Raw genomic sequence first — 19568 nt, forward strand, 5'->3', positions numbered from 1 at the left:
TCCAGAGTAGAGTGTCCGGGTGCCCGAGCCAGCCCCCGTCACCGAGGTGACCCCCGACGCGGCGGGCAGCCGACGGCGCGTCGTCTTCGACCGTCGGGTCGTGCGGCGCGCACTCGCCGCCGCCGCTCTCGTGGCACTGGTCCTGCTCGGGTCCTACTTCATCCCACTGCCCTCTATCGGCAGCGTCCGCGCCTGGGGCGACGACCTCGGGCCGGCTTTTCCGTGGCTGTTCTTCGCGGCATATGCGGTCGTCACGATCGCCCCCATCCCCCGCTCGACCTTCACCGTCATGTCCGGGATCTTCTTCGGTCCGGTCGTCGGCTTCGTGGGGGCGATGATCGCGTCGTCGATCGCGGCGGTCGCGGCCTTCGGTCTCGTGCGGGCACTCGGACGCGACCGGGTGCGGCCGTTCCTCAAGAAGCCGGTCGTCAAGGCCGTCGAGTACCGCCTGGAACGTCGCGGCTGGCTGGCCGTCGGTTCCCTCCGCTTGATCGCGGCCTGCCCGTTCTCGGTCGCGAACTACTGCTCGGCGTTGTCCTCGGTACGACCGGTGCCGTTCACGGTGGCGAGCATCATCGGCATGGCTCCGGGCACCGCGGCCGTGGTGATGCTCGGCGATTCGCTGACCGGCGACACCGATCCGCTGCAGCTACTGGTCAGCGGCGCACTCTTCGCGGTCGGGATCGCGGGATTGATCCTCGACGCCCGGTTGCCGGTCGCGTCCGATAGTCCTCAAGCACCCAGGCTTGAGAAGGGATCATCAAGCTCCCTCACTTGATTCATCTAGTCCTAGGACTTGATCGTGCTCGATCAAGCTCGTAGGCTTGTGTGATGTTCGTCATGACCGTCGATCAGCGGGGAAGCCGCACCGACATCGATCGCGTCGACGCTGTGCTCACCCGCCTGGGCGACGTCGACACGGTGCGCTCCTTCGAGCGCACCGCCGGCGACGAGATCCAGGGTGTTCTCGACGATCCGACGACCCTGGCACATCTCGCCGTGGAACTGACCGCCGACGGCCACTGGAGTGTCGGCATCGGCACCGGCGGCGTGGAACAGCCGCTGCCCTCCTCCACCCGCGCCGGCCGCGGAACCGCCTTCCTCTACGCCCGAGACGCGGTCGAGGCGGCCAAACGACAGCGGATACCGCTGTGCGTGCGCGGACCCGACGCCCGATGGTGCCGTCACGCACAGACCGCCGGACGCCTGATCAGCGACATCGTCGCCACCCGGAGTGCCGCCGGGATCGAGGCGGTGGCACTCATGCGGCGGGGACTCACCCAGGCCGACGCCGCGGGCGCCCTCGACATCACGCCGCAGGCCATGAGCCAACGGCTCCGCGCCGCCGGTTGGGATCTGGAACCGGATGCGCTCGACCTCCTCGCCGACGCGCTCGCCGAGGCCGATCGTCATGCCTCGGACGCGGAGCTCGCGCGATGACCGGCACCGCACTCGTCCTCCTCGTGCTGACCGTCGTCGCGCCCGTGCTCTGGCTCGGTGTCGAACACTGGATGCGCGGACGTGCCCGGGATGGACTGGCCGTGCCGCGTTCGGCGGCGATCATCCACACCATCGGCCTGATCATCCTGCTGGGCCTCGCGGCCGCGACCGCGATCGTCGCGGCGACGGCCGGACCCGCCGCCGGATTCGCCGCCGCGGCGGCGCCGGTGATCGCGGCGATCGCGGCCATCACCGGTGGCGGTCCGGTGGTGCGCGCGGTACTGCAACTCGGCGGCGTCCGGGCGGGTCCGACGCCACCGCACGACCCTGACACCGACGACACCGACACCGACACCACCGAGACGGAACCGTCCGACCCGACGGAGGTCGGCCCGCTCCGCGGTGGACGCGTGATCGGCTACCTCGAGCGACTCGCGGTCGTCACGACGCTGATGGCCGGATGGCCGGAGGGACTCGCGATCATCCTCGCCGTGAAGAGCCTCGCGCGCTATCCCGAACTACGTGCCCCGCAGGCCTCGGAGCAGTTCATCATGGGCACCTTCGCATCGGTGTTGTGGGCGATCGGACTCGCGGGCATCGAACACCTCATCACGACCTGATACGCGCGTCCGGTCCCAGCTGTCGTGACCTAGCCGGAAGTGCCGGGGGTGGTACCGGTCTCCTCGATCGCGGCATCGAGCGACGGGTGCCGTGACGACCGGCCCATCCCGGTACCGATCTCCGGGGCGACGGGTTTGCGGGCCACCGCCTCGGCCTCGGCGACGGCCTGCGCAACCTTGGGGTCGGAGGCCAGCGAGAACCAGTCCTCGGTCTCCGGCTCGTCGATCTGCGAGGGCGGCGAGTCAGTCGGCTCGTACCGGAACACACCGTCGTCGCCCTGGACGCCGAAGGACTTCGCGAAACCCTGCAGTGCCGAACCGAAGTCGGACGGCACGACCCAGACCTTGCTGCCCTCGCCCTTCGCCATCTCCGGCAGCTGCTGGAGATATTGGTAGGCAAGCAGTTCCGGGGTGGGCTTGGCGGCCTTGATCGCCGCGAAGGTCTTCTCGATGGCCTTCGCCTCGCCCTGCGCGTTCAGGTAGTACGCCGCGCGATCACCCTGCGCGCGCAGGATGCGCGACTGCCGGTCCGCCTCGGCGGCGAGGATCGCAGCCTGCTTGGCGCCCTCGGCCGCGAGGATCTGCGACTGCTTGTTGCCCTCGGCCGTCTTGATCGCCGACTCCCGCTGTCCTTCCGCGGCCAGGATCGTCGCGCGCTTCTCGCGGTCGGCCTTCATCTGCTTCTCCATCGACTCCTGGATCGACGGCGGCGGCATGATCGACTTGAGTTCGACGCGGGCGACGCGCAGACCCCACCGGCCGGTTGCCTCGTCGAGCACTCCGCGCAGCTGCCCGTTGATGGAATCGCGCGAGGTGAGGGTCTCCTCGAGGGTCATGCCGCCGACCACGTTGCGCAGCGTGGTGATGGTGAGCTGCTCGACGCCGGCGATGTAATCGTCGATCTCGTAGACCGCCGAACGCGGGTTGGTCACCTGGAAGTAGACGACGGTGTCGATGGACAGGGTGAGGTTGTCCTCGGTGATCACCGGCTGCGGCGGAAAGGACACGACCCGCTCACGGATGTCGACGCGCGCCCGAATCCGGTCGATGAACGGCAACAGCAGGGTGAGCTGTCCCGACGCGGTGCGGGTGTAGCGGCCGAGCCGTTCGATCACCGCGGCTTCCGCCTGCGGGATCAGGGCCACCGATTTGACCAGCACCACCACCACGAGCAGAACCAGCAGTACGACCACGACCAGGCCGAAGATCTGATAATCGTCCATCATTCACCTTCCTCGCGAAACGTCGAGCAGGTCAGGGTCGAGGGATCAGGGGCGCCACACCACCGCGGTCGCACCGTCGATCTGCACGACGGTCACATGGGTTCCGGGTTCGATGACCTCTGCGGGATCCATCGTCCGAGCGGACCAGATGTCGCCCCCGATCTTGACCCGGCCGTCGTGCTGGTCCACCTTCTCGGTGACGATCGCCGCTCGCCCCTCGAGGGCCTCGGTGTTCATGAGCACGGCGGGACGGTTGAGCATGTGGCGTTTGGCAACCGGACGGACCGCGACGAGCAGCAGCACCGACACGACGGCGAAGACCAGACCCTCGACCCACAGGGGCGGTTCCCAGACGAAATCGACACCGGCCGCGGCAAAAGCACCACCGGCCAGCATGAGCAGCACCAGTTCGCCACCGAACATCTCCGCGACCACCAGGACGATCGCGGCCGCCAACCACAGCAGGGCGCTCATGTGTCCAGTCTGCCAGAGTTGTCGGGGGCCCTCCGGTCCTCGGACGCGCGAGCATGCGGAATGCTCTAGCTGTTCTGACCCGGGACGTTAGGTACGGCGTTCGGCGAGTCGACGTGACATAGGGAAGACCTCCGAGTGAGGTGTGGAGCTGTCTAGGAACCGCTCCTCAACCCGGAGGTCTTCGTGTCTCACCGTAATTCACCGTTGTCCCCGACTGGTCGGTTGCGTCTGGCTCGGTGCGTCGTGCACGACCGGTGGCCATTGCGCCGCGCGGCTGACCGGTTCAACGTGTCGGTCACCACGGCCAAGCGGTGGGCGGATCGATACCGTGAATTCGGGTCGGCCGGAATGGTCGACCGGTCCAGCCGGCCCCGTTCGTGTCCGCATCGCACCAACCGGCGCCGGGAACGCCGGGTGGTCGGGTTGCGCGTCTCGCGCCGCTGGGGGCCTGCACGGATCGGGTTTCACCTGGGGTTGAACGTCTCCACGGTGCACCGCATCCTCACCCGTTACGGCTGTCTGCGACTGTCGTGGACCGATCCGGCGACCGGGGTCGCGGTGCGTGCCCGCAGACGCGAGGTTCGCCGGTATGAACGCCAAGCGCCCGGGGACTTGATCCACGTCGACATCAAGAAACTCGGCAGAATCCCCGACGGAGGCGGCCATCGTGTCCATGGCCGCGCTCAGGGCAGCCGCAACTCCAGCGCCCACCGCGAGCCCGGGCGACCCCGCAAAGTCCACGGCCGCCCCAACCTGGGGTATGCGTTCCTCCATCACGCTGTCGACGACCATTCCCGCTACGCCTACTCAGAGATCCTTGGTGATGAGAAGAAGGAAACCGCGACCGCGTTCATGACCCGCGCGTTGGCGCACTTCGCCTCGATCGGTGTCACCACCGCGCGGGTCATGACTGATAACGGGTCGTGTTACCGGTCGCGATTATTTCGGGACTTGTTGGCCGACAACGGGATTAAACATAAGTGGACCCGACCGTACCGGCCGCAGACCAACGGCAAGGTCGAACGCTTCAACCGCACCCTGCAGGAGGAATGGGCCTACGCTCGCCCCTACCTCAGCGAGTCCGAACGCGTCGCGGCGTTCCCCGAGTTCCTTCGCATCTACAATCACGAACGCGGCCACACCGCACTCGCAGGCAACTCACCCGCCGACCGCGTACCCAACCTGGCAGGTCAGTACATCTAGCCGGCCTCTTCCGCGGCCGTCACGAAGTCGATGAGTTCCTCGACGGACCGCAGCAGATCCACCTCGAGGTCGCGGAAACTACTCACTCCGCCGAGCACCCGGCGCCATCCGTCTCGGGGGTCACCCCAGCCCAGCTCGGCGCACACGCCGGTCTTCCAGTCGGTGCCGCGCGGGATCTTCGGCCAGGCCGTGATCTTCACCGACGCGGGCTTCACCGCCTCCCACACGTCGATGTAGGGATGGCCGCACACCAGCACGTGCTCGCCGACCTCGGCGGTGAGATGGGCTTCCTTCGAACCGGCGACGAGATGGTCGACGAGTACCCCCGCGCGCCGGTGCGGGGCGGGCTGGAACTCGGCGAGCGCCTCTTCGAGGTTGTCGAGGCCGTCGAGGCTGACGACCACCACGCCCTCGGCCCGCAGGTCGTCGCCCCACACTCGTTCGAGCAGGGTCGCGTCGTGCACGCCTTCGACGAAGATCCGGCTCGCCCGCGCGGTGCGGGCGCGGGTGCGGGGTGCGGCGCGCGAACCCGACGCCGTCGTCGCGGGCTTCTGGGGGCCGCGCGTGCGCGGGCGCACGAGGGTCACGGTACGGCCGTCGATGAGGAATGCGCCGGGGTTCATGAGGAACACCCGGGTCCGGCCGTGCCGGTCCTCGAGGCGGACGAGGTCGCCGGCGTAACTCTTCTCGAGACCGACGACGGCACCGCAGAATCCGGTGGCGGCGTCCTCGACCACGAGGTCCCGGTCGGCGGCGACCTCCACCGGACGCGGCTTGGCCCGGCGTGGCTGGGACAGCACATCGCGTCCGTACCGGTCATCCATCGCGTTCCACCTCTCCGGTCCCTGGACATCTGCGTCCAACACCGTATGCGCCCGGGACACCGGCAGCGGGTTGCCACGCCCGGCGACCGGGAGGGGGACGGCGGTATCGTTGTCTCCTGATGAATCGCAGCGACATCCTCCCTCACATCGTCGCGTGGCCGACCTGCGCCCTCGGCGCCTGGGCGGCTGCGTGGCTGACCGGACGCTGCTCCCCCGACGACGTGATCGAGGCACTGGCCGAATCCGCCGACCGGCACGAGGTGCAGAGCGAACAGTCCACGTCCGCAACGGAATCCGGCAGCAACATACACGACGGCAGCGGCGTACTCGACCTGCTGGGCTTGCTGAAATCAGCCCGACGGTTGGCCGTGCGCCTGCCGTCCACCGGCGATCCGCAGGGACTGCCACCGGGTCCCGCGACCTCGAAGGCACTGATCACCGGCGAGGTTCTCCTGGTCGACGACTCGGACACGGCCGGCACCCTCGCACTCGTCCCCGAGTTCTCCACCCTCGGCATCGATCCCCCGTACGTGACGTGCCGCTGGACGGTCTTCCGGTATGCGGATCGGCTGGACCTCGACCATCTGGTGTCGTCCGGACCGTCTGCGGGTGACCTGGAATACGATCTGCGGCAAGCAGTCCGCGATGCGGCCATGATCATCGGCGGCCTCGGCGGACGCCGATCGCTCGACGCGGGCGACCTCCGCAAGGAGCTCGCGATCCTCACCGCCCGGCATCGCGTCGCCCTGCCGCCGCATGCGCTCGACGCCCGCTCGACCCGCCTGATCGACACCGCCGCCCAGGTCGAGGCGATCGTCGACCTGGCCGGCGCCCGCCGGGTGGAGATCGGGGACAGTGCGGGCCAATGGGATTCGGGTGACTCCGCCCTGCGCGGGTTACAGACGCTGACGCGCACCGCACGAGCCGCGGCCGTCAATCACACGATCGGCGAACTGCTGCGGCGCTGAGGGCTCGAGATCTCGCGGTACCGCGCCGATTCCGGTCGGGGCCGGGGTGGACGCTCGGACACGAGGCCGTACATGGTGATTCCGTTCCACTCCTCGACGGCGAACACGGAGGCGCCCCATGCCTGCGAGTACCAGTCGCGCAGTCGGGGCGAACCGGTCCAGGCATAGTACGGGCGGGAGGTCGTCACACAGAACTTCTCGACCTCGCGCATCATATCGGTCATCGCCCGGCTTCCGCGGGCCGCGGCTGAGACCGCCGCGATGCGGAGGTCCACCGCGTCAGCTGCCGGACGGGGCAACTGAGGACCGGTGAGCAGTTCGACCATCCGCTCCCGCACCCCGGGAACGGTCGCAAGCCGGGTGAAATCGGCCGGCGTCAGCGGCGGGGTCCCGTCCGGGGAGAGATCCACGTCGTGAGGCTGCCAGATCACCATCCCGACGAGCTGCCCGTCGTGGCGGGAGCCGAGTACACACCCCGCGTTCAGCAGCGGCCTCACGAGGATCTCCGCCAGCCACTCACGCAGTCCGCGGTCGGTGATGTGCTCTCCGAGCAGCCATCCGTACATCGGGATCTCGCCGATGGATTCCGAGAGCAATTCGATTGCCGGCCCGAGATCGTCGCCGGCCAGGACAACCGTCTCGGTCATCTGAATCGCAGATGAATGGTGGGCCGCATCATCGACGCGGCCCACCGAGAAGTCGAATCAAGCCGGAGGCGGGGGCGTCGTCGGCTCCTCGCTACCACTGCTGGAGCCAGTGAAGAGCGCTTCGAGGATCGGGCCGAGAAAATCGATCTCGAGCCGAATTGGTCCTTCTGCCATGGTGGATTCCTCTCCTACAGTCGCCGCCCCGGACTGGACGTGCGCATATGCAGGCTTCCACTGGAATCGTGACGCAGGGCACACATCGGCTATTACGTTACGCTTTTGTTATATTTCGATTTAACCGGCTAACAATGGGTCGGACGACCAAGTAATGTTTACCGAGATCGATTTGGGATAGAACCAAGAAATCGTCCCGGTGCGTTTTCTGTAGTCGACCAGAATTGGTCGAACGACCCACACGACTATTCCGAGAAAACGGCGCACGTGCTCGCGACGTCGATTCGACGCCCGCGAGCGGTCAGGCGTCTGCGGGCCGAGGCCGAGACGGTCGGGCCGGAACACAGCACCGGTCCCGGCACACCCGACCGTTGTCGCCGCAGCCCATGGCGGCCAGGTCGCCACCGCCGGTGGCATAGTTCTCCACGAGCTCGCCGATCATCTCGACGAACCGCGGGTCCGTACCGACGGTGTCGGCGCGGACGTACTGCATGCCGAGTCGTTGCGCGGTCTCGGCGGCCTCGTTGTCGAGGTCCCAGATCACCTCGAGGTGATCGGAGATGAATCCGACGGGATAGACCACGACCCGTCGGACGCCCTGTGCCGCAAGATCTTCCAGGTGGTCACAGATGTCCGGCTCGAGCCACGGGATCTGCGGGGGTCCCGACCGTGACTGCCAGACCTGGTCGAAGTCGTCGATGCCGAGCGCGTCGGCGACGGCCCGCGACGCCGCCAGCACCTGGCGGGAGTACAGACCGCCACCCTCGGCGGCCGGCCCGGAGGCGGCGTCGGCCGAGTTCGGGACGGAGTGCGCGGTGAAGACCAGGCGCACCGGGTCGGCGGACTCACCGAGCGCCTCGATCCCCCGACGAACGGCATCTGCACCGGCTGCGGTGAATGCGGGATGCGACCAGTACTGCGGCAGCTTGCGCAGCACCACAGCGCCCTCGCGTGTGGTGCTCGCGGGTTCGCGTTCGGCGAGCGCCGTCAGCGAGCGGTCGATGTCCTCGTGGTACTGACGGCATCCCGAGTAGCCGCCCCATGCGGACGTCGGGAAGACGAGGATCCGGCGATGCCCGGCCCGGTACATCTCGACGAGGGTGTCCTCGGCCATCGGGTGCCAGTTGCGGTTGCCGAAGTAGACCGGCAGGTCGAGACCGCGGCGTGCCAGTTCGGCGCGCAGGCCGTCGATCATGTCCAGGTTGAGCCGGTTGATCGGCGACACCCCGCCGAAATGCAGGTAGTGCTCGGCGACCGACTCCAGTCGCTCCCGTGGTATCCCCCGGCCCCTGGTCACGTTCTCCAGGAAGGGCATCACCTCGTCGGGCCCCTCGGGGCCGCCGAAGGACAGGAACAGGACGGAATCGAAAGCGGTCTCCACTGCGTGTCTCCCCGGGTCACGACCCGGAGGTCATGCCCTCCGGGAACCAGGTGTTGTGGCTGGCGCCGCCGTCGACGTAGACGATGGAGCCGGTGGTGCCCGGCAGCCAGTCGCTCAGCAACGCACAGACCGACTTCGCGACCACGGTCGGATCGTCGACGTCCCAGCCGATCGGCGAGGCACCGTCCCAGTACTCGTTGAGCATGTTGAGCTGCTTGGCATCATCGGTCGCGGTGCCGGCGATGGCCTTGGCCGCGAGGGTCTTGATGGGTCCGGCGGCGACCAGGTTGGAGCGAACGTTCTTGGCGTTGCCCACCTCTCGCGCCACGTAGCGGTTCACCGACTCGAGCGCTGCCTTCGCGACGCCCATCCAGTTGTAGAACGGCATGGCGGTGCGCGGATCGAAGTCCATGCCGACGATGGAGCCGCCCTCGTTCATGACGGGCAGCACGGCGCGGGCCAGCGACGCATAGCTCCAGGCCGAGATCTCGAAGGCCTTCGCGGCGTCGGGGCCGGGCCCCTCGAGGAACGGCTTGGCGTCCGGACCCATCAGGGTGCGCGGCGCGAACGCGATCGAGTGCATGAGTCCGTCGACGCCCTGCGGGGCGATCTCGCGGATCTTGCCGGCGAGCGCCTCGAGGTCCTCCTCGTTGGTCACGTCGAGGCCGATGGCCGGCGGCACCTCCTTGGGCAGCCGCTTCGCGATCCGGTCGATCAGCCGTAGCCGCTCGGGGATGCCGGTGATAATCACCGTCGCGCCCTGTTCCTGCGCCATGGCGGCCGCGTGGAAGGCGATCGACGCATCGGTGATGATGCCCGTGATGAGGACGGTCTTCCCGTCCAGGATTCCGCTCACGAAGATGTGCTCCTGAGATCGACGTTGATTGAGATGTGGTGTGGCCGGTGGCGGGTCTGACCCGGGTGGGTCAGTGGCCCATGCCCATGCCGCCGTCGACCGGGATGACCGCGCCGGAGATGTAGCCGCCTTCGTCGGAGGCCAGGAAGCTGATGGCGGCGGCGACGTCTTCGGGCTTGCCCGTACGGCCCAGCGGGATGGCCTGCTTGGCCATCTCGATGTAGCGATCCTCCATCGCCGCGGTCATGTCGGTCTCGATGAATCCCGGTGCGACGACGTTGGAGGTGATGTTGCGGGACCCGATCTCGCGGGCGATCGAACGTGCCATACCGATCAGGCCGGCCTTGGACGCCGCGTAGTTGACCTGGCCGGGGATACCCGACATGGCAACCACCGAGCCGAGGAAGATCATGCGGCCCCACTTCGCGCGCTGCATGCCCTTGGTGGCGCGCTTCGCACAACGGAAGGCGCCGGTCAGGTTGGCGTCGATGACCTTTTCGAAGGACTCCTCGGACAATCGCATGAGCAGCATGTTGTCGGTGATACCCGCGTTGGCCACGAGGATCTCCACCGGCCCCTGGTGGGCCTCGACCTCGGCGAAGGCCGCGTCGACGGACTCCGAGTCCGTCACGTCGCACTTCACACCGAAGAGCCCCTCGGGCGCACCCGACCCGCGGTGGGTGACCGCGACCTTGTGTCCGTCGGCGGCCAGGCGCTGGGCCACGGCCAGGCCGATCCCGCGGTTGCCGCCGGTGACCAGGACCGACCGGGAAGGATTCTGCGCTTCGCTGCTGGATGCCGTCATGGGTGTCTAACCTATCCGTTCTGTTGGGGGCGGCGTCGCGGTGGTCGGCGGACGTGGCACGCCAGTGGGTCGGACCAGTGGGTTCGGGTCAGGGCAGCCGGCGATTGATCGCCAGGGCTGCGAACGCCGAGACCAGCGCGAACAACGTACCTGCGATGAGCCACGGCTTCGAATTGTCCCCCCGCCGGGTCTCGTAGCCGATCTCGTTCTGCAGCTTCTCGTACACCTTGTTGAGCTCGTCGAGGCTCGCCGCGGTGAAGAAGTCGCCGCCGGACAGGTTCGCGATCTTGCGGAGCGAATCGTCGTCGACGGGGACCGGCACCCGGTCGCCCTCGAGTTCGACGGTGCCCGTCCGGGTTCCGAAGGAGATGGTGGAGACCGGGATCTTCTCCTCCTTGGCCTTGCGGGCCGCGGTGAAGGCGCCGCGGGGGTCGTCGGGATCGTCGGGCACGGTCTCCTTGCCGTCCGACAGGAGCACGATCCGCGCCGGCGGGGCCGCCTCACCACCGCCGAGGACGGCGTTGAGCGTGCTGATCTGCTGCAGTGCCGCGAAAATGCCCTCGCCGGTCGCCGTCTTGTCGTCGAGTCTCAGTTTGTCGACGGCGACCTTTGTCGCGTTGTGGTCGGGGGTCGGTGACACCAGACTCGCCGCGGTCCCGGCGAAGGAGATCAGCCCGAGGTTGATGCCCTCGGTCAACTCGTCGGCGAACTTCTTCGCCGACTGCTGGGCGGCCCTGATGCGCGACGGCGCCACGTCGGTCGCGTTCATCGACCGGGACACGTCCATCACGAGGATCACCGTCGCCTTGTTGCGCGGGACCTTGCGGTCGGCCTGCGGACCCGACAGCGCGACCGTCAGCAGGATCAGCGAGATGATCAGCAGCGCGATCGGCACATGGCGGAACCGGTTGCGGTCGGCGGGTGCGACGGATTTCAGGAGATCGAGGTTCGCGAAGGTCAGCGCCCGCTGCCGACGACGACGCAGCATGTACACGTACGCGGCGCCGAGCAGCGCCACGACGAGCAGCAGCAACAACCACCAGGGACTGGACAGCATGGTCTACCCCACCCCGGCGGCGAGGCCGCGACGTCGCTGGGCGATGAACTTCACGGTGTCGGCGATCCACTCGCGGTCGGTGCGCAGCGTCAGCGTGGCGCCACCGCAGCTGCGCAGCGTCCGGTGCACGCGCTGCTGATGCGCCCGCGCGGCCGCGGCGAAGTCGCGTCGGAGGTCCTCGGTGACCGTCACGTCGTGGATCTCCCCCGATTCGGCGTCGGCGAGGGTGACCTCGCCGATCGGCGGCAGTTCGAGGTCACGCGGGTCGAGGACCTCGACCGCGAGCAACTCGTGGTGGGCGCCGATCGCGCGCAGCGATCGTTCCCAGTCGATCGGCCCGAGGAAGTCGCTGATCACGACCGCGAGACCCCGACGGCGCTGCGGCCGCCGCAGTGCCTCGATGCCGGCCTTGAGGTCTCCGCGGACACCGGGAGCACTCCGGTGCGTCGTCGCGATCGCCTTGAGCAGGTTCTGTGCATGGGCGCGACCGGCCCGCGCCGGTACCCGCACGAGGTCGTCGCCGGTCACGACGAGGGCGCCGTGACGGTTACCGCCGCCGGTGGTCAGGTGCACGATCGCGGCTGCCGCGGCCACCGCGAGGTCTCGTTTGGTGCAGCCGACGGTGCCGAAGTCGAGGCTCGCCGACGCATCGACCACGAGCCAGGTCTCGAGCTCGCGGTCGGCGATCATCTGGCGCACGTGCGGTTGGGTGGTCCGCGCGGTGACCGACCACTCCATGCGACGGACGTCGTCCCCCGGCTGGTAGGCGCGCGCCTCGCCCGGCTCCGAACCCGGTCCGGGGATGAGTCCGAGGTGCTCGCCCTGCAGCACACCGTCGAGCTTGCGGCGAACCGTGAGCTCCAACATCTTCAGAGCCGCGGTGAGCTGGGGCTCCTCGAGCAACCCGGCACCGAGGCTCGGCAGGTCCCGATTAGCCGCCATACCGCGAATTCGGGTTCACCGGACCGGAACCCTGCGGAACCTGTTGCGCGGCATAGCCGTTGGCACCCTGCGGCACGCCGGCGGCGTGGCCCTGCGGACCGGGACCCGACTGGTAGGAGTTCTGCGCCACCGGCTGCGCGCCGACCTGCGGGAGTCCCACGGTCTGCAAGACCCGGGTGATGACCTGGTCGGCGTCGATCTCGTCGGCCAGGGCGTCGTATGACAACACCAGACGGTGACGGAGGACGTCGGGCATGATCTCGACGATGTCCTGCGGGATGACGTAGTCGCGCCCGCGGACCAACGCGAGCGCGCGAGCGGCGGCGACGATACCCAGGGTCGCGCGGGGCGAGGCACCGTAGGACAGCCACGATGCGACGTCGCTGAGACCGAGCTCGGCCGGGCGGCGCGTCGCGTTGATGACGCGGACGACGTAGTCGACGAGCGCGTGGTGGACGAAGACGTTCGCGGCGGTCTTCTGCAGCCGCAGCATCGCGGCGGGGTCGAGGACCTGCGAGGCCGTCGGCGGGACATTGCCCATCCGGTAGACGATCTCGCGCTCCTCCTCCACCGACGGGTAGTCGACGAGCACCTTGAACAGGAAGCGGTCGCGCTGTGCCTCCGGCAGGGGGTAGACACCCTCGTTCTCGATGGGGTTCTGCGTCGCCATCACGAGGAACGGGTCGGGCATCGGATAGGTCTTGCCGCCGATCGACACGTGCCGTTCGGCCATGACCTCGAGCAGCGCGGACTGCACCTTGGCGGGCGCGCGGTTGATCTCGTCGGCGAGGAGGAAGTTCGCGACCACCGGACCGAGCTCGGTGTCGAACTCCTCGCGGCCCTGGCGGTAGATCCGCGTACCGATGAGGTCGGTCGGCACCAGGTCGGGGGTGAACTGCACCCGGGAGAAGGACCCGCCGACGACCTTGGCGAAGGTCTCGACCGCGAGCGTCTTGGCGACGCCGGGAACACCTTCGAGGAGGATGTGCCCGCGGGCGAGCAGACCCACGAGGATTCGCTCGACGAGCTGGTCCTGACCGACGATGACGCGCTTGACCTCGTAGATGGCCCGCTCGAGCAGGGCGACGTCGGCGTCGCTCAGCACCGACGAATCGGCGCCTGCCGCGGCCGGGTCCCCCGTGGCCGCCTTGTCGAGGGAGTGCGATTCGGTCAACCCGTGCTCCTGTTCATCTGAACTCTGCTGCTCGCTGGTGAGGACACGCCGGGACCGAAGGCACCCCCGCGTGTTTGTGCCAGCCTAGCCGTGCGAACTGAAAAGCTGCCAAGAAGATCCACGGCTCGTCGGTCAGACGCATTCAGAGCAGGCGGACCACGTTCGGCATCGCACCGCTGGTGCGCAGTGGCGACACCTTCACCACATCACCGGACTGCGGGGCCTCGACCATCTTGTTGTCGCCCAGGTAGAGCGCGACGTGCTGACTCGCGTTGGGACCGTAGAAGATCATGTCGCCGCGACGCATCTGCGAGAGCGGGAAGTGCGGACCCGAGGTGTACTGGTAGCCCGTGTAGTGCGGCAGTTCGATGCCCACGCCGCCGAAGGCGTACATCATCAGGCCCGAGCAGTCGAAACCGACCTTGCGGTAGTCGCCGTAGCTGTCGGCGACACCGCCGTCGCGGATGCCCTGCGTCGGACCGTTGGCGTCGCCACCGCCCCAGGCGTAGGTGACACCCAGCTGCGACAGGGCACGGTTGACGACGATCTCCACCGCCTGCGGGCCGCGCAGGCCCGGGCGCACCATGCCGCCCGATCCGCCGCCGCCACCGGAACCGCCGAACAGGGAGCCCAGGCTGCCCGAACCCAGCCGTGAGCTCAGGCTGTCGTTGCCGCTGCTGCCGGTGAGGTCCACGCCACCGAGGCCGAGCTCGTTGAGGAGTTCGGACTGCGGGAGCCGCTGCTCCCCGATGATGCCCGAGAGCATCTGCGAACCCATGTCGAGGCCGACGCCGAGAGCCGCCGATCCCACCTCCACCGCGATCTTCGCGGCGGCACGCGCGGCGATCGCGAGCAGCTCGTTGTCGGAGACGTTGGTGGTCGGCAGATCCGGGAGGGCGGCCGGGGCCGACGGAAAGAGGTCGGACAGCAGTTCACGGGTGGACGGCCCGGCGGCGTTCTTCTTCGGGACGTAGCCGCGGATCGAGTCGATCTTCTTCTGCACGCGGTCCCGCTTGGCGACCAGGGTCGCCTTGCGCTGCTGCTGCTCGGTGACGGCGGTCCGGGCCTCGGCGACCGCGGCCAGCGCGTCGCGCTTGCGCTGTTCGGCGCTCTTGGCGGCGAACGACGCCTGCCGGCGGGTCGCCTCGACCGCGGCGAGGCGATTGGCCTTCTGGTTGCGGGCGACCTGCAGTCGACGGATGGTCTCCTGCTGCTTCTTGCCGACCTGGTCGAGCAGCTTCATCCGGTCCAGGACCGCCTGCGGGTCCGGAGAGGCCACGTAGTTGGACATCGAACCCTGCTCGGCGCCCTGCTGGTAGGCGAGGCGGACGAACCCGTCGAAGGCCTTCTGCGCCTCGACGACGGCCTGGCCGGCCCGGTCGAGTTCGGTGCGCGCACCGCGCGCGGCGACCGTGGCCAGTCGCCGCTGGGCGAGTGAGTTCTGGAAGTCGACGATCGCGCGGTTGACGTTCTCCTGCCGCATCGCCAGGGCCTGGTCGAGGTCGACGATGTCCTGGTTGACCGCCGCGATCTCGTTGATCAGCCCGGACACCGGCGACTCGGGCGCCTTCTTCGGGGTGGCGACCGCATGACCGGCGCCGACCGCACAGATGAGAACGGCAGCCATGGCCGCCGTGACGCGCGCCGGCCAGGACGCACCTGTTCTTCCTCGCCTCACCTGAACTCCTCGCGGTTCTTCCGGGGACGTGCCCGATCCCGGATGTTGATCGAACGGCCACTGTGCCCCGACCACACACTGCACATGGGTCGCAGATGCCCCTATAGGGAACACAGGTCACACATGCGACATCAGAACCGTACGTCACATCAACCACACGAGAAAACCTAACGAAATGAATTACAAAGACGTGATTACCTGGGAAAATGCTGTGAACTGCAGATAGTTCACCAGTGCGGCTCAGGTCTCGAATTCGCAACAAACCGGTGGACGAACCGATTCGGGGGCGAGCACGACGCCACCGGCGCCACCGGACCGCGACGAGCGGTCGTCAGTGACGCAGACGAAAGTGAAGACCGGGCGTCAGGAAGACGTCGAGGAGTCGGCAGTCGCCCCGTCGCGAGACGCGTCCGGGTCGTCGACCGACGACGTGTGCGCACCGGTCGGGTTCACCGGACCGAGGGGGCCGCCCGCCGCCGCTGCGCGGGCGCGTCGGGTACGAAATCGCGCGCCCACCGCACCGAGGACGACGACGAGGATGAGGACCAGGCCGACGAGGGTCCAGTCGACGTGCGGTTCCGTCATCGAGTCGATCATCTGCCGGGCTGCCCCGGGCGGGTCGGTGAGCGCCAGGTTCTGGGTCGCCTGTTCCTGGATCACCCGGCTGAAGTCCGGCGACGAGCTGCCGACGGAGTTGGGACCGAGCACGATGACGGTGCCACCGACCTGCTCCTGCAGCTGATTGGCGATGTCGCGGTACAGGGTGAACCGCGGCTGCGTCTGCTCGATGACCACGAAGCTGACGTCGTGCCCCTTGCTCTTGGCGTACTCGATGACCTCGCGCATCGCGGGCACCTGCTCGGGGGTGGCACCCGCGACGCCGTCGTCGGCGATGTCGCGCGAGAGCTCCGCCATGTCGACCCCGACCAGCCCGGTGAGTTCGCTGTTCTCCGCGGGAGCGGCCAGCATCAGCATCGTCGGCTCGGGACCCATACGGCCTCACCCCTGTCTGTCGGTAACCCCCGCGGCGAGCAAAGCGGACGCTCACCGGACTTCGCCCTGCACCGTACGACACAATGGAGTCGTCCGGGTATTCGCCTACGCGTGCGGCCTCGACGGCGTGTCGTCGCCACCCCGCTGGGACAGTACGCTCGTACTGTTAGGCTGGACGAAGTTGTCGCGGGTCGTCTCGCGGACACCCGATGGCACCGGTGCAGCCCGCCGGTTCAACAATTCATCGAGCATCGCCGACGCGGCCCGTCGGCACACGAGGAGAGTGGATTTAGAAGTGAGTATCAATTCCTTCGGCGCCCGCGGCACGCTGGACGTCGGCGACAACAGCTACGAGATCTACCGCCTGAATGCCGTCAAGGGCGCCGAGAAGCTCCCCTACGCCCTCAAAGTGCTGACCGAGAACCTCCTTCGTACCGAGGACGGCGCGAACATCACCGCCGAGCACATCGAGGCCCTGGCCAACTGGGATCCGAACGCCGAGCCCAGCGTCGAGATCCAGTTCACGCCGGCCCGCGTGATCATGCAGGACTTCACCGGCGTTCCCTGCATCGTCGACCTCACCACGATGCGCGACGCCGTCAAGGAACTCGGCGGCGACCCGAACAAGGTCAACCCGCTCGCGCCCGCCGAGATGGTCATCGACCACTCTGTGATCATCGAGGCCTTCGGCAACGCCCAGGCCTTCGAGCGCAACGTCGAGATCGAGTACCAGCGCAACGAAGAGCGATACAAGTTCCTCCGCTGGGGCCAGGGCGCCTTCGACGACTTCCGCGTCGTCCCGCCGGGCACCGGCATCGTCCACCAGGTCAACATCGAGCACCTCGCGCGCTCGGTCATGGTCCGTGACGGCGTCGCCTACCCCGACACCTGCATCGGCACCGACTCGCACACCACGATGGAGAACGGCCTCGGCGTCCTGGGCTGGGGCGTCGGCGGCATCGAGGCAGAGGCCGCGATGCTCGGCCAGCCGGTCTCGATGCTCATCCCGCGTGTCGTCGGCTTCAAGCTGACCGGTGCCACCAAGCCCGGCGTGACCGCCACCGACGTGGTCCTCACCATCACCGAGATGCTGCGCAAGCACGGTGTGGTCGGCAAGTTCGTCGAGTTCTACGGCAACGGCGTCGCCGAGGTGCCGCTGGCCAACCGCGCCACCATCGGCAACATGAGCCCCGAATTCGGTTCGACCTGTGCGATGTTCCCCATCGACGAGGAGACCGTGAAGTACCTGCGCCTCACCGGCCGCAGCGAAGAGACGCTCGCCCTCGTCGAGGCCTACGCCAAGGAACAGGGCATGTGGCTCGAGAAGGACGCCGAGGAGGCCGTGTACTCGGAGTACCTCGAGCTCGATCTCGCCGACGTCGTCCCGTCGATCGCCGGCCCGAAGCGTCCGCAGGACCGCATCGAGCTGTGGGACGCCAAGAACGCCTTCCGCAAGGACATCCACAACTACGTCGAGAACGGCAACAGCCCGGCTCACACCAAGCTCGACGAGGCCGTCGAAGAGAGCTTCCCGGCCTCCGACCCGGCCACGCTGACCTTCGCCGACGATGACGCGGAACCGCTGCACTCGGCCGCCAACGGCGCCGAGGGCCGTCCGACGAAGCCGGTGCGCGTGGACTCCGAAGAGCGCGGCTCGATGATCCTCGACCACGGCATCGTGACCATCGCATCGATCACCAGCTGCACCAACACCTCCAACCCGTCGGTCATGCTCGGCGCGGCGCTGCTCGCCAAGAAGGCGGTCGAGAAGGGCCTGACCTCCAAGCCGTGGGTGAAGACCTCGATGGCTCCGGGCTCGCAGGTCGTCACCGGTTACTACGAGAAGGCCGGCCTGTGGCCCTACCTGGAGAAGCTGGGCTTCTACCTGGTCGGCTACGGCTGCACCACCTGCATCGGCAACTCGGGCCCGCTGCCCGAGGAGATCTCGAAGGCGATCAACGACAACGACCTGACCGCCACCGCGGTGCTCTCGGGCAACCGCAACTTCGAGGGTCGCATCAACCCCGACGTGAAGATGAACTACCTGGCCTCGCCGCCGCTGGTCATCGCCTACGCCCTGGCCGGCACCATGGACTTCGACTTCGAGTCCGACCCGCTGGGCAAGGACACCGACGGTAACGACGTCTTCCTCAAGGACATCTGGCCGACCAACGAGGAGATCGAGGCGACCATCGCGTCGTCGATCTCGCCGGAGCAGTACGCCGCCGACTACGCCGACGTCTTCAAGGGCGACGAGCGCTGGCAGAACCTGCCCACGCCGTCGGGCAAGACCTTCGAGTGGGACGAGAAGTCGACCTATGTGCGGAAGCCTCCGTACTTCGAGGGCATGCAGCTCGAGCCGGCACCCGTCTCCGACATCAAGGGCGCTCGCGTGCTCGCGAAGCTCGGCGACTCGGTGACCACCGACCACATCTCCCCCGCGTCGACGATCAAACCCGGCACCCCCGCCGCGCAGTACCTCGACGCCAACGGTGTGGCGCGCAAGGACTACAACTCGTTGGGCGCCCGTCGTGGCAACCACGAGGTGATGATCCGTTCGACCTTCGGCAACATCCGCCTGCAGAACCAGCTGCTCGACGGTGTGTCCGGTGGCTACACCCGCGACTTCACCCAGGAGGGTGCACCGCAGTCGTTCATCTACGACGCCGCGCAGAACTACGCCGAGCAGAACATCCCGCTCGTCGTGCTCGGCGGCAAGGAGTACGGCACCGGCTCGTCGCGCGACTGGGCGGCCAAGGGCACCAGCCTGCTGGGCGTCAAGGCGGTCATTACCGAGAGCTTCGAGCGCATCCACCGCTCGAACCTGATCGGTATGGGCGTCATCCCGCTGCAGTTCCCCGAGGGTGAGTCGCACAAGTCGCTGGGCCTCGACGGCACCGAGACCTTCGACATCACCGGTATCGAGGAGCTCAACGAGGGCAAGACCCCGAAGACCGTGCACGTCACCGCCACCAAGGAGGACGGCTCGAAGGTGGAGTTCGATGCCAAGGTGCGCATCGACACCCCCGGTGAAGCCGATTACTACCGCAACGGAGGCATCCTGCAGTACGTGCTGCGGAACATGATCAAGAGCTGACAGGAGCACGCG

18 protein-coding genes are annotated in these 19568 nt (G+C 67.9%); 6 read left to right on the forward strand and 12 right to left on the reverse strand.

What is annotated here, in order from left to right; all coding sequences use genetic code 11:
• Positions 1-19: 19 nt before the first annotated feature.
• The 3 genes from IHQ52_RS15725 to IHQ52_RS15735 are packed head-to-tail and all read left to right on the forward strand — an operon-like array spanning position 20 to position 2060.
• Complete coding sequence (locus IHQ52_RS15725) at positions 20-778, forward strand: TVP38/TMEM64 family protein (RefSeq protein WP_024498094.1); 759 nt, start codon at positions 20-22, stop codon at positions 776-778.
• Between the two features lie 53 nt (positions 779-831).
• Complete coding sequence (locus tag IHQ52_RS15730; protein ID WP_024498095.1) at positions 832-1440, forward strand: hypothetical protein; 609 nt, start codon at positions 832-834, stop codon at positions 1438-1440.
• Positions 1437-2060, forward strand: a complete 624-nt coding sequence (locus IHQ52_RS15735) for a hypothetical protein (RefSeq protein ID WP_024498096.1) — start codon at positions 1437-1439, stop codon at positions 2058-2060. The genes IHQ52_RS15730 and IHQ52_RS15735 overlap by 4 nt, the downstream gene beginning before the upstream one ends.
• Before the next feature lie 29 nt (positions 2061-2089).
• Here the strand turns inward: IHQ52_RS15735 and IHQ52_RS15740 are convergent, their stop codons facing one another.
• Both IHQ52_RS15740 and IHQ52_RS15745 read right to left on the reverse strand, forming a co-directional pair.
• On the reverse strand, positions 2090-3283 hold the full coding sequence (locus IHQ52_RS15740) for an SPFH domain-containing protein (RefSeq protein ID WP_238064294.1): 1194 nt from the start codon (positions 3281-3283) through the stop codon (positions 2090-2092).
• A gap of 45 nt (positions 3284-3328) precedes the next feature.
• The gene (locus tag IHQ52_RS15745) at positions 3329-3757 is read right to left on the reverse strand and encodes an NfeD family protein (protein ID WP_024498098.1); all 429 of its coding nucleotides are present in this window, start codon (positions 3755-3757) and stop codon (positions 3329-3331) included.
• A gap of 183 nt (positions 3758-3940) precedes the next feature.
• Here IHQ52_RS15745 and IHQ52_RS15750 point away from each other — a divergent pair, with 183 nt between their 5' ends.
• On the forward strand, positions 3941-4960 hold the full coding sequence (locus IHQ52_RS15750; protein ID WP_096273982.1) for an IS481 family transposase: 1020 nt from the start codon (positions 3941-3943) through the stop codon (positions 4958-4960).
• On the opposite strand, the gene IHQ52_RS15755 is transcribed toward IHQ52_RS15750, so the two are convergent.
• A complete protein-coding gene (locus IHQ52_RS15755; RefSeq protein ID WP_096273980.1) occupies positions 4957-5784 on the reverse strand; it encodes a DUF3097 domain-containing protein in 828 nt (275 codons plus the stop codon). The two genes, IHQ52_RS15750 and IHQ52_RS15755, sit on opposite strands and share 4 nt — an antisense overlap.
• Before the next feature lie 119 nt (positions 5785-5903).
• On the opposite strand from IHQ52_RS15755, the gene IHQ52_RS15760 reads away from it, so the two are divergent.
• Positions 5904-6752 (forward strand): serine/threonine protein kinase, encoded by an 849-nt coding sequence (locus IHQ52_RS15760; protein ID WP_096273978.1) that lies wholly within the window; start codon positions 5904-5906, stop codon positions 6750-6752.
• Here IHQ52_RS15760 and IHQ52_RS15765 read toward each other — a convergent pair.
• From IHQ52_RS15765 to IHQ52_RS15805, 9 genes are all read right to left on the reverse strand, one after another.
• The gene (locus tag IHQ52_RS15765; protein WP_024498161.1) at positions 6722-7399 is read right to left on the reverse strand and encodes a hypothetical protein; all 678 of its coding nucleotides are present in this window, start codon (positions 7397-7399) and stop codon (positions 6722-6724) included. The genes IHQ52_RS15760 and IHQ52_RS15765 overlap by 31 nt on opposite strands.
• A 475-nt stretch (positions 7400-7874) precedes the next feature.
• Positions 7875-8954 (reverse strand): ferrochelatase, encoded by a 1080-nt coding sequence (locus IHQ52_RS15770; protein ID WP_024498160.1) that lies wholly within the window; start codon positions 8952-8954, stop codon positions 7875-7877.
• A 16-nt stretch (positions 8955-8970) separates the two neighbouring features.
• A complete protein-coding gene (gene inhA / locus IHQ52_RS15775; protein WP_024498159.1) occupies positions 8971-9810 on the reverse strand; it encodes an NADH-dependent enoyl-ACP reductase InhA in 840 nt (279 codons plus the stop codon).
• Between the two features lie 70 nt (positions 9811-9880).
• On the reverse strand, positions 9881-10615 hold the full coding sequence (gene fabG1 / locus IHQ52_RS15780) for a 3-oxoacyl-ACP reductase FabG1 (protein ID WP_024498158.1): 735 nt from the start codon (positions 10613-10615) through the stop codon (positions 9881-9883).
• Positions 10616-10703: 88 nt separating this feature from the next.
• Positions 10704-11672 (reverse strand): VWA domain-containing protein, encoded by a 969-nt coding sequence (locus IHQ52_RS15785; RefSeq protein WP_024498157.1) that lies wholly within the window; start codon positions 11670-11672, stop codon positions 10704-10706.
• A gap of 3 nt (positions 11673-11675) precedes the next feature.
• Positions 11676-12614, reverse strand: a complete 939-nt coding sequence (locus IHQ52_RS15790) for a DUF58 domain-containing protein (RefSeq protein WP_006436238.1) — start codon at positions 12612-12614, stop codon at positions 11676-11678.
• Positions 12604-13788, reverse strand: coding sequence for an AAA family ATPase (locus IHQ52_RS15795; protein ID WP_096273976.1), 1185 nt, complete (start codon positions 13786-13788; stop codon positions 12604-12606). Before IHQ52_RS15795 ends, IHQ52_RS15790 begins: the two co-directional genes overlap by 11 nt.
• 142 nt (positions 13789-13930) lie before the next feature.
• Positions 13931-15466, reverse strand: a complete 1536-nt coding sequence (locus IHQ52_RS15800) for an NlpC/P60 family protein (protein ID WP_035760326.1) — start codon at positions 15464-15466, stop codon at positions 13931-13933.
• A 363-nt stretch (positions 15467-15829) separates the two neighbouring features.
• A complete protein-coding gene (locus IHQ52_RS15805; RefSeq protein ID WP_024498154.1) occupies positions 15830-16459 on the reverse strand; it encodes an Rv1476 family membrane protein in 630 nt (209 codons plus the stop codon).
• A gap of 295 nt (positions 16460-16754) precedes the next feature.
• Between IHQ52_RS15805 and IHQ52_RS15810 the strand changes: the two genes are divergently transcribed.
• A complete protein-coding gene (locus tag IHQ52_RS15810) occupies positions 16755-19556 on the forward strand; it encodes an aconitate hydratase (protein WP_024498153.1) in 2802 nt (933 codons plus the stop codon).
• Positions 19557-19568 lie beyond the last annotated feature (12 nt).

It is taken from the genome of Gordonia amicalis, assembly GCF_022059885.1.
GTDB classification, from domain to species: Bacteria; Actinomycetota; Actinomycetes; order Mycobacteriales; family Mycobacteriaceae; genus Gordonia; species Gordonia amicalis.

Bases quoted from the DNA above. Each gene is read 5' to 3' on its own strand.
- IHQ52_RS15730 (WP_024498095.1), top strand. From the start codon at position 832: ATGTTCGTCATGACCGTCGATCAGCGGGGAAGCCGCACCGACATCGAT.
- IHQ52_RS15735 (WP_024498096.1), top strand. From the start codon at position 1,437: ATGACCGGCACCGCACTCGTCCTCCTCGTGCTGACCGTCGTCGCGCCC.
- IHQ52_RS15740 (WP_238064294.1), bottom strand. From the start codon at position 3,283: ATGGACGATTATCAGATCTTCGGCCTGGTCGTGGTCGTACTGCTGGTT.
- IHQ52_RS15745 (WP_024498098.1), bottom strand. From the start codon at position 3,757: ATGAGCGCCCTGCTGTGGTTGGCGGCCGCGATCGTCCTGGTGGTCGCG.
- IHQ52_RS15755 (WP_096273980.1), bottom strand. From the start codon at position 5,784: ATGGATGACCGGTACGGACGCGATGTGCTGTCCCAGCCACGCCGGGCC.
- IHQ52_RS15760 (WP_096273978.1), top strand. From the start codon at position 5,904: ATGAATCGCAGCGACATCCTCCCTCACATCGTCGCGTGGCCGACCTGC.
- IHQ52_RS15765 (WP_024498161.1), bottom strand. From the start codon at position 7,399: ATGACCGAGACGGTTGTCCTGGCCGGCGACGATCTCGGGCCGGCAATC.
- fabG1 (WP_024498158.1), bottom strand. From the start codon at position 10,615: ATGACGGCATCCAGCAGCGAAGCGCAGAATCCTTCCCGGTCGGTCCTG.
- IHQ52_RS15785 (WP_024498157.1), bottom strand. From the start codon at position 11,672: ATGCTGTCCAGTCCCTGGTGGTTGTTGCTGCTGCTCGTCGTGGCGCTG.
- IHQ52_RS15790 (WP_006436238.1), bottom strand. From the start codon at position 12,614: ATGGCGGCTAATCGGGACCTGCCGAGCCTCGGTGCCGGGTTGCTCGAG.
- IHQ52_RS15805 (WP_024498154.1), bottom strand. From the start codon at position 16,459: ATGGGTCCCGAGCCGACGATGCTGATGCTGGCCGCTCCCGCGGAGAAC.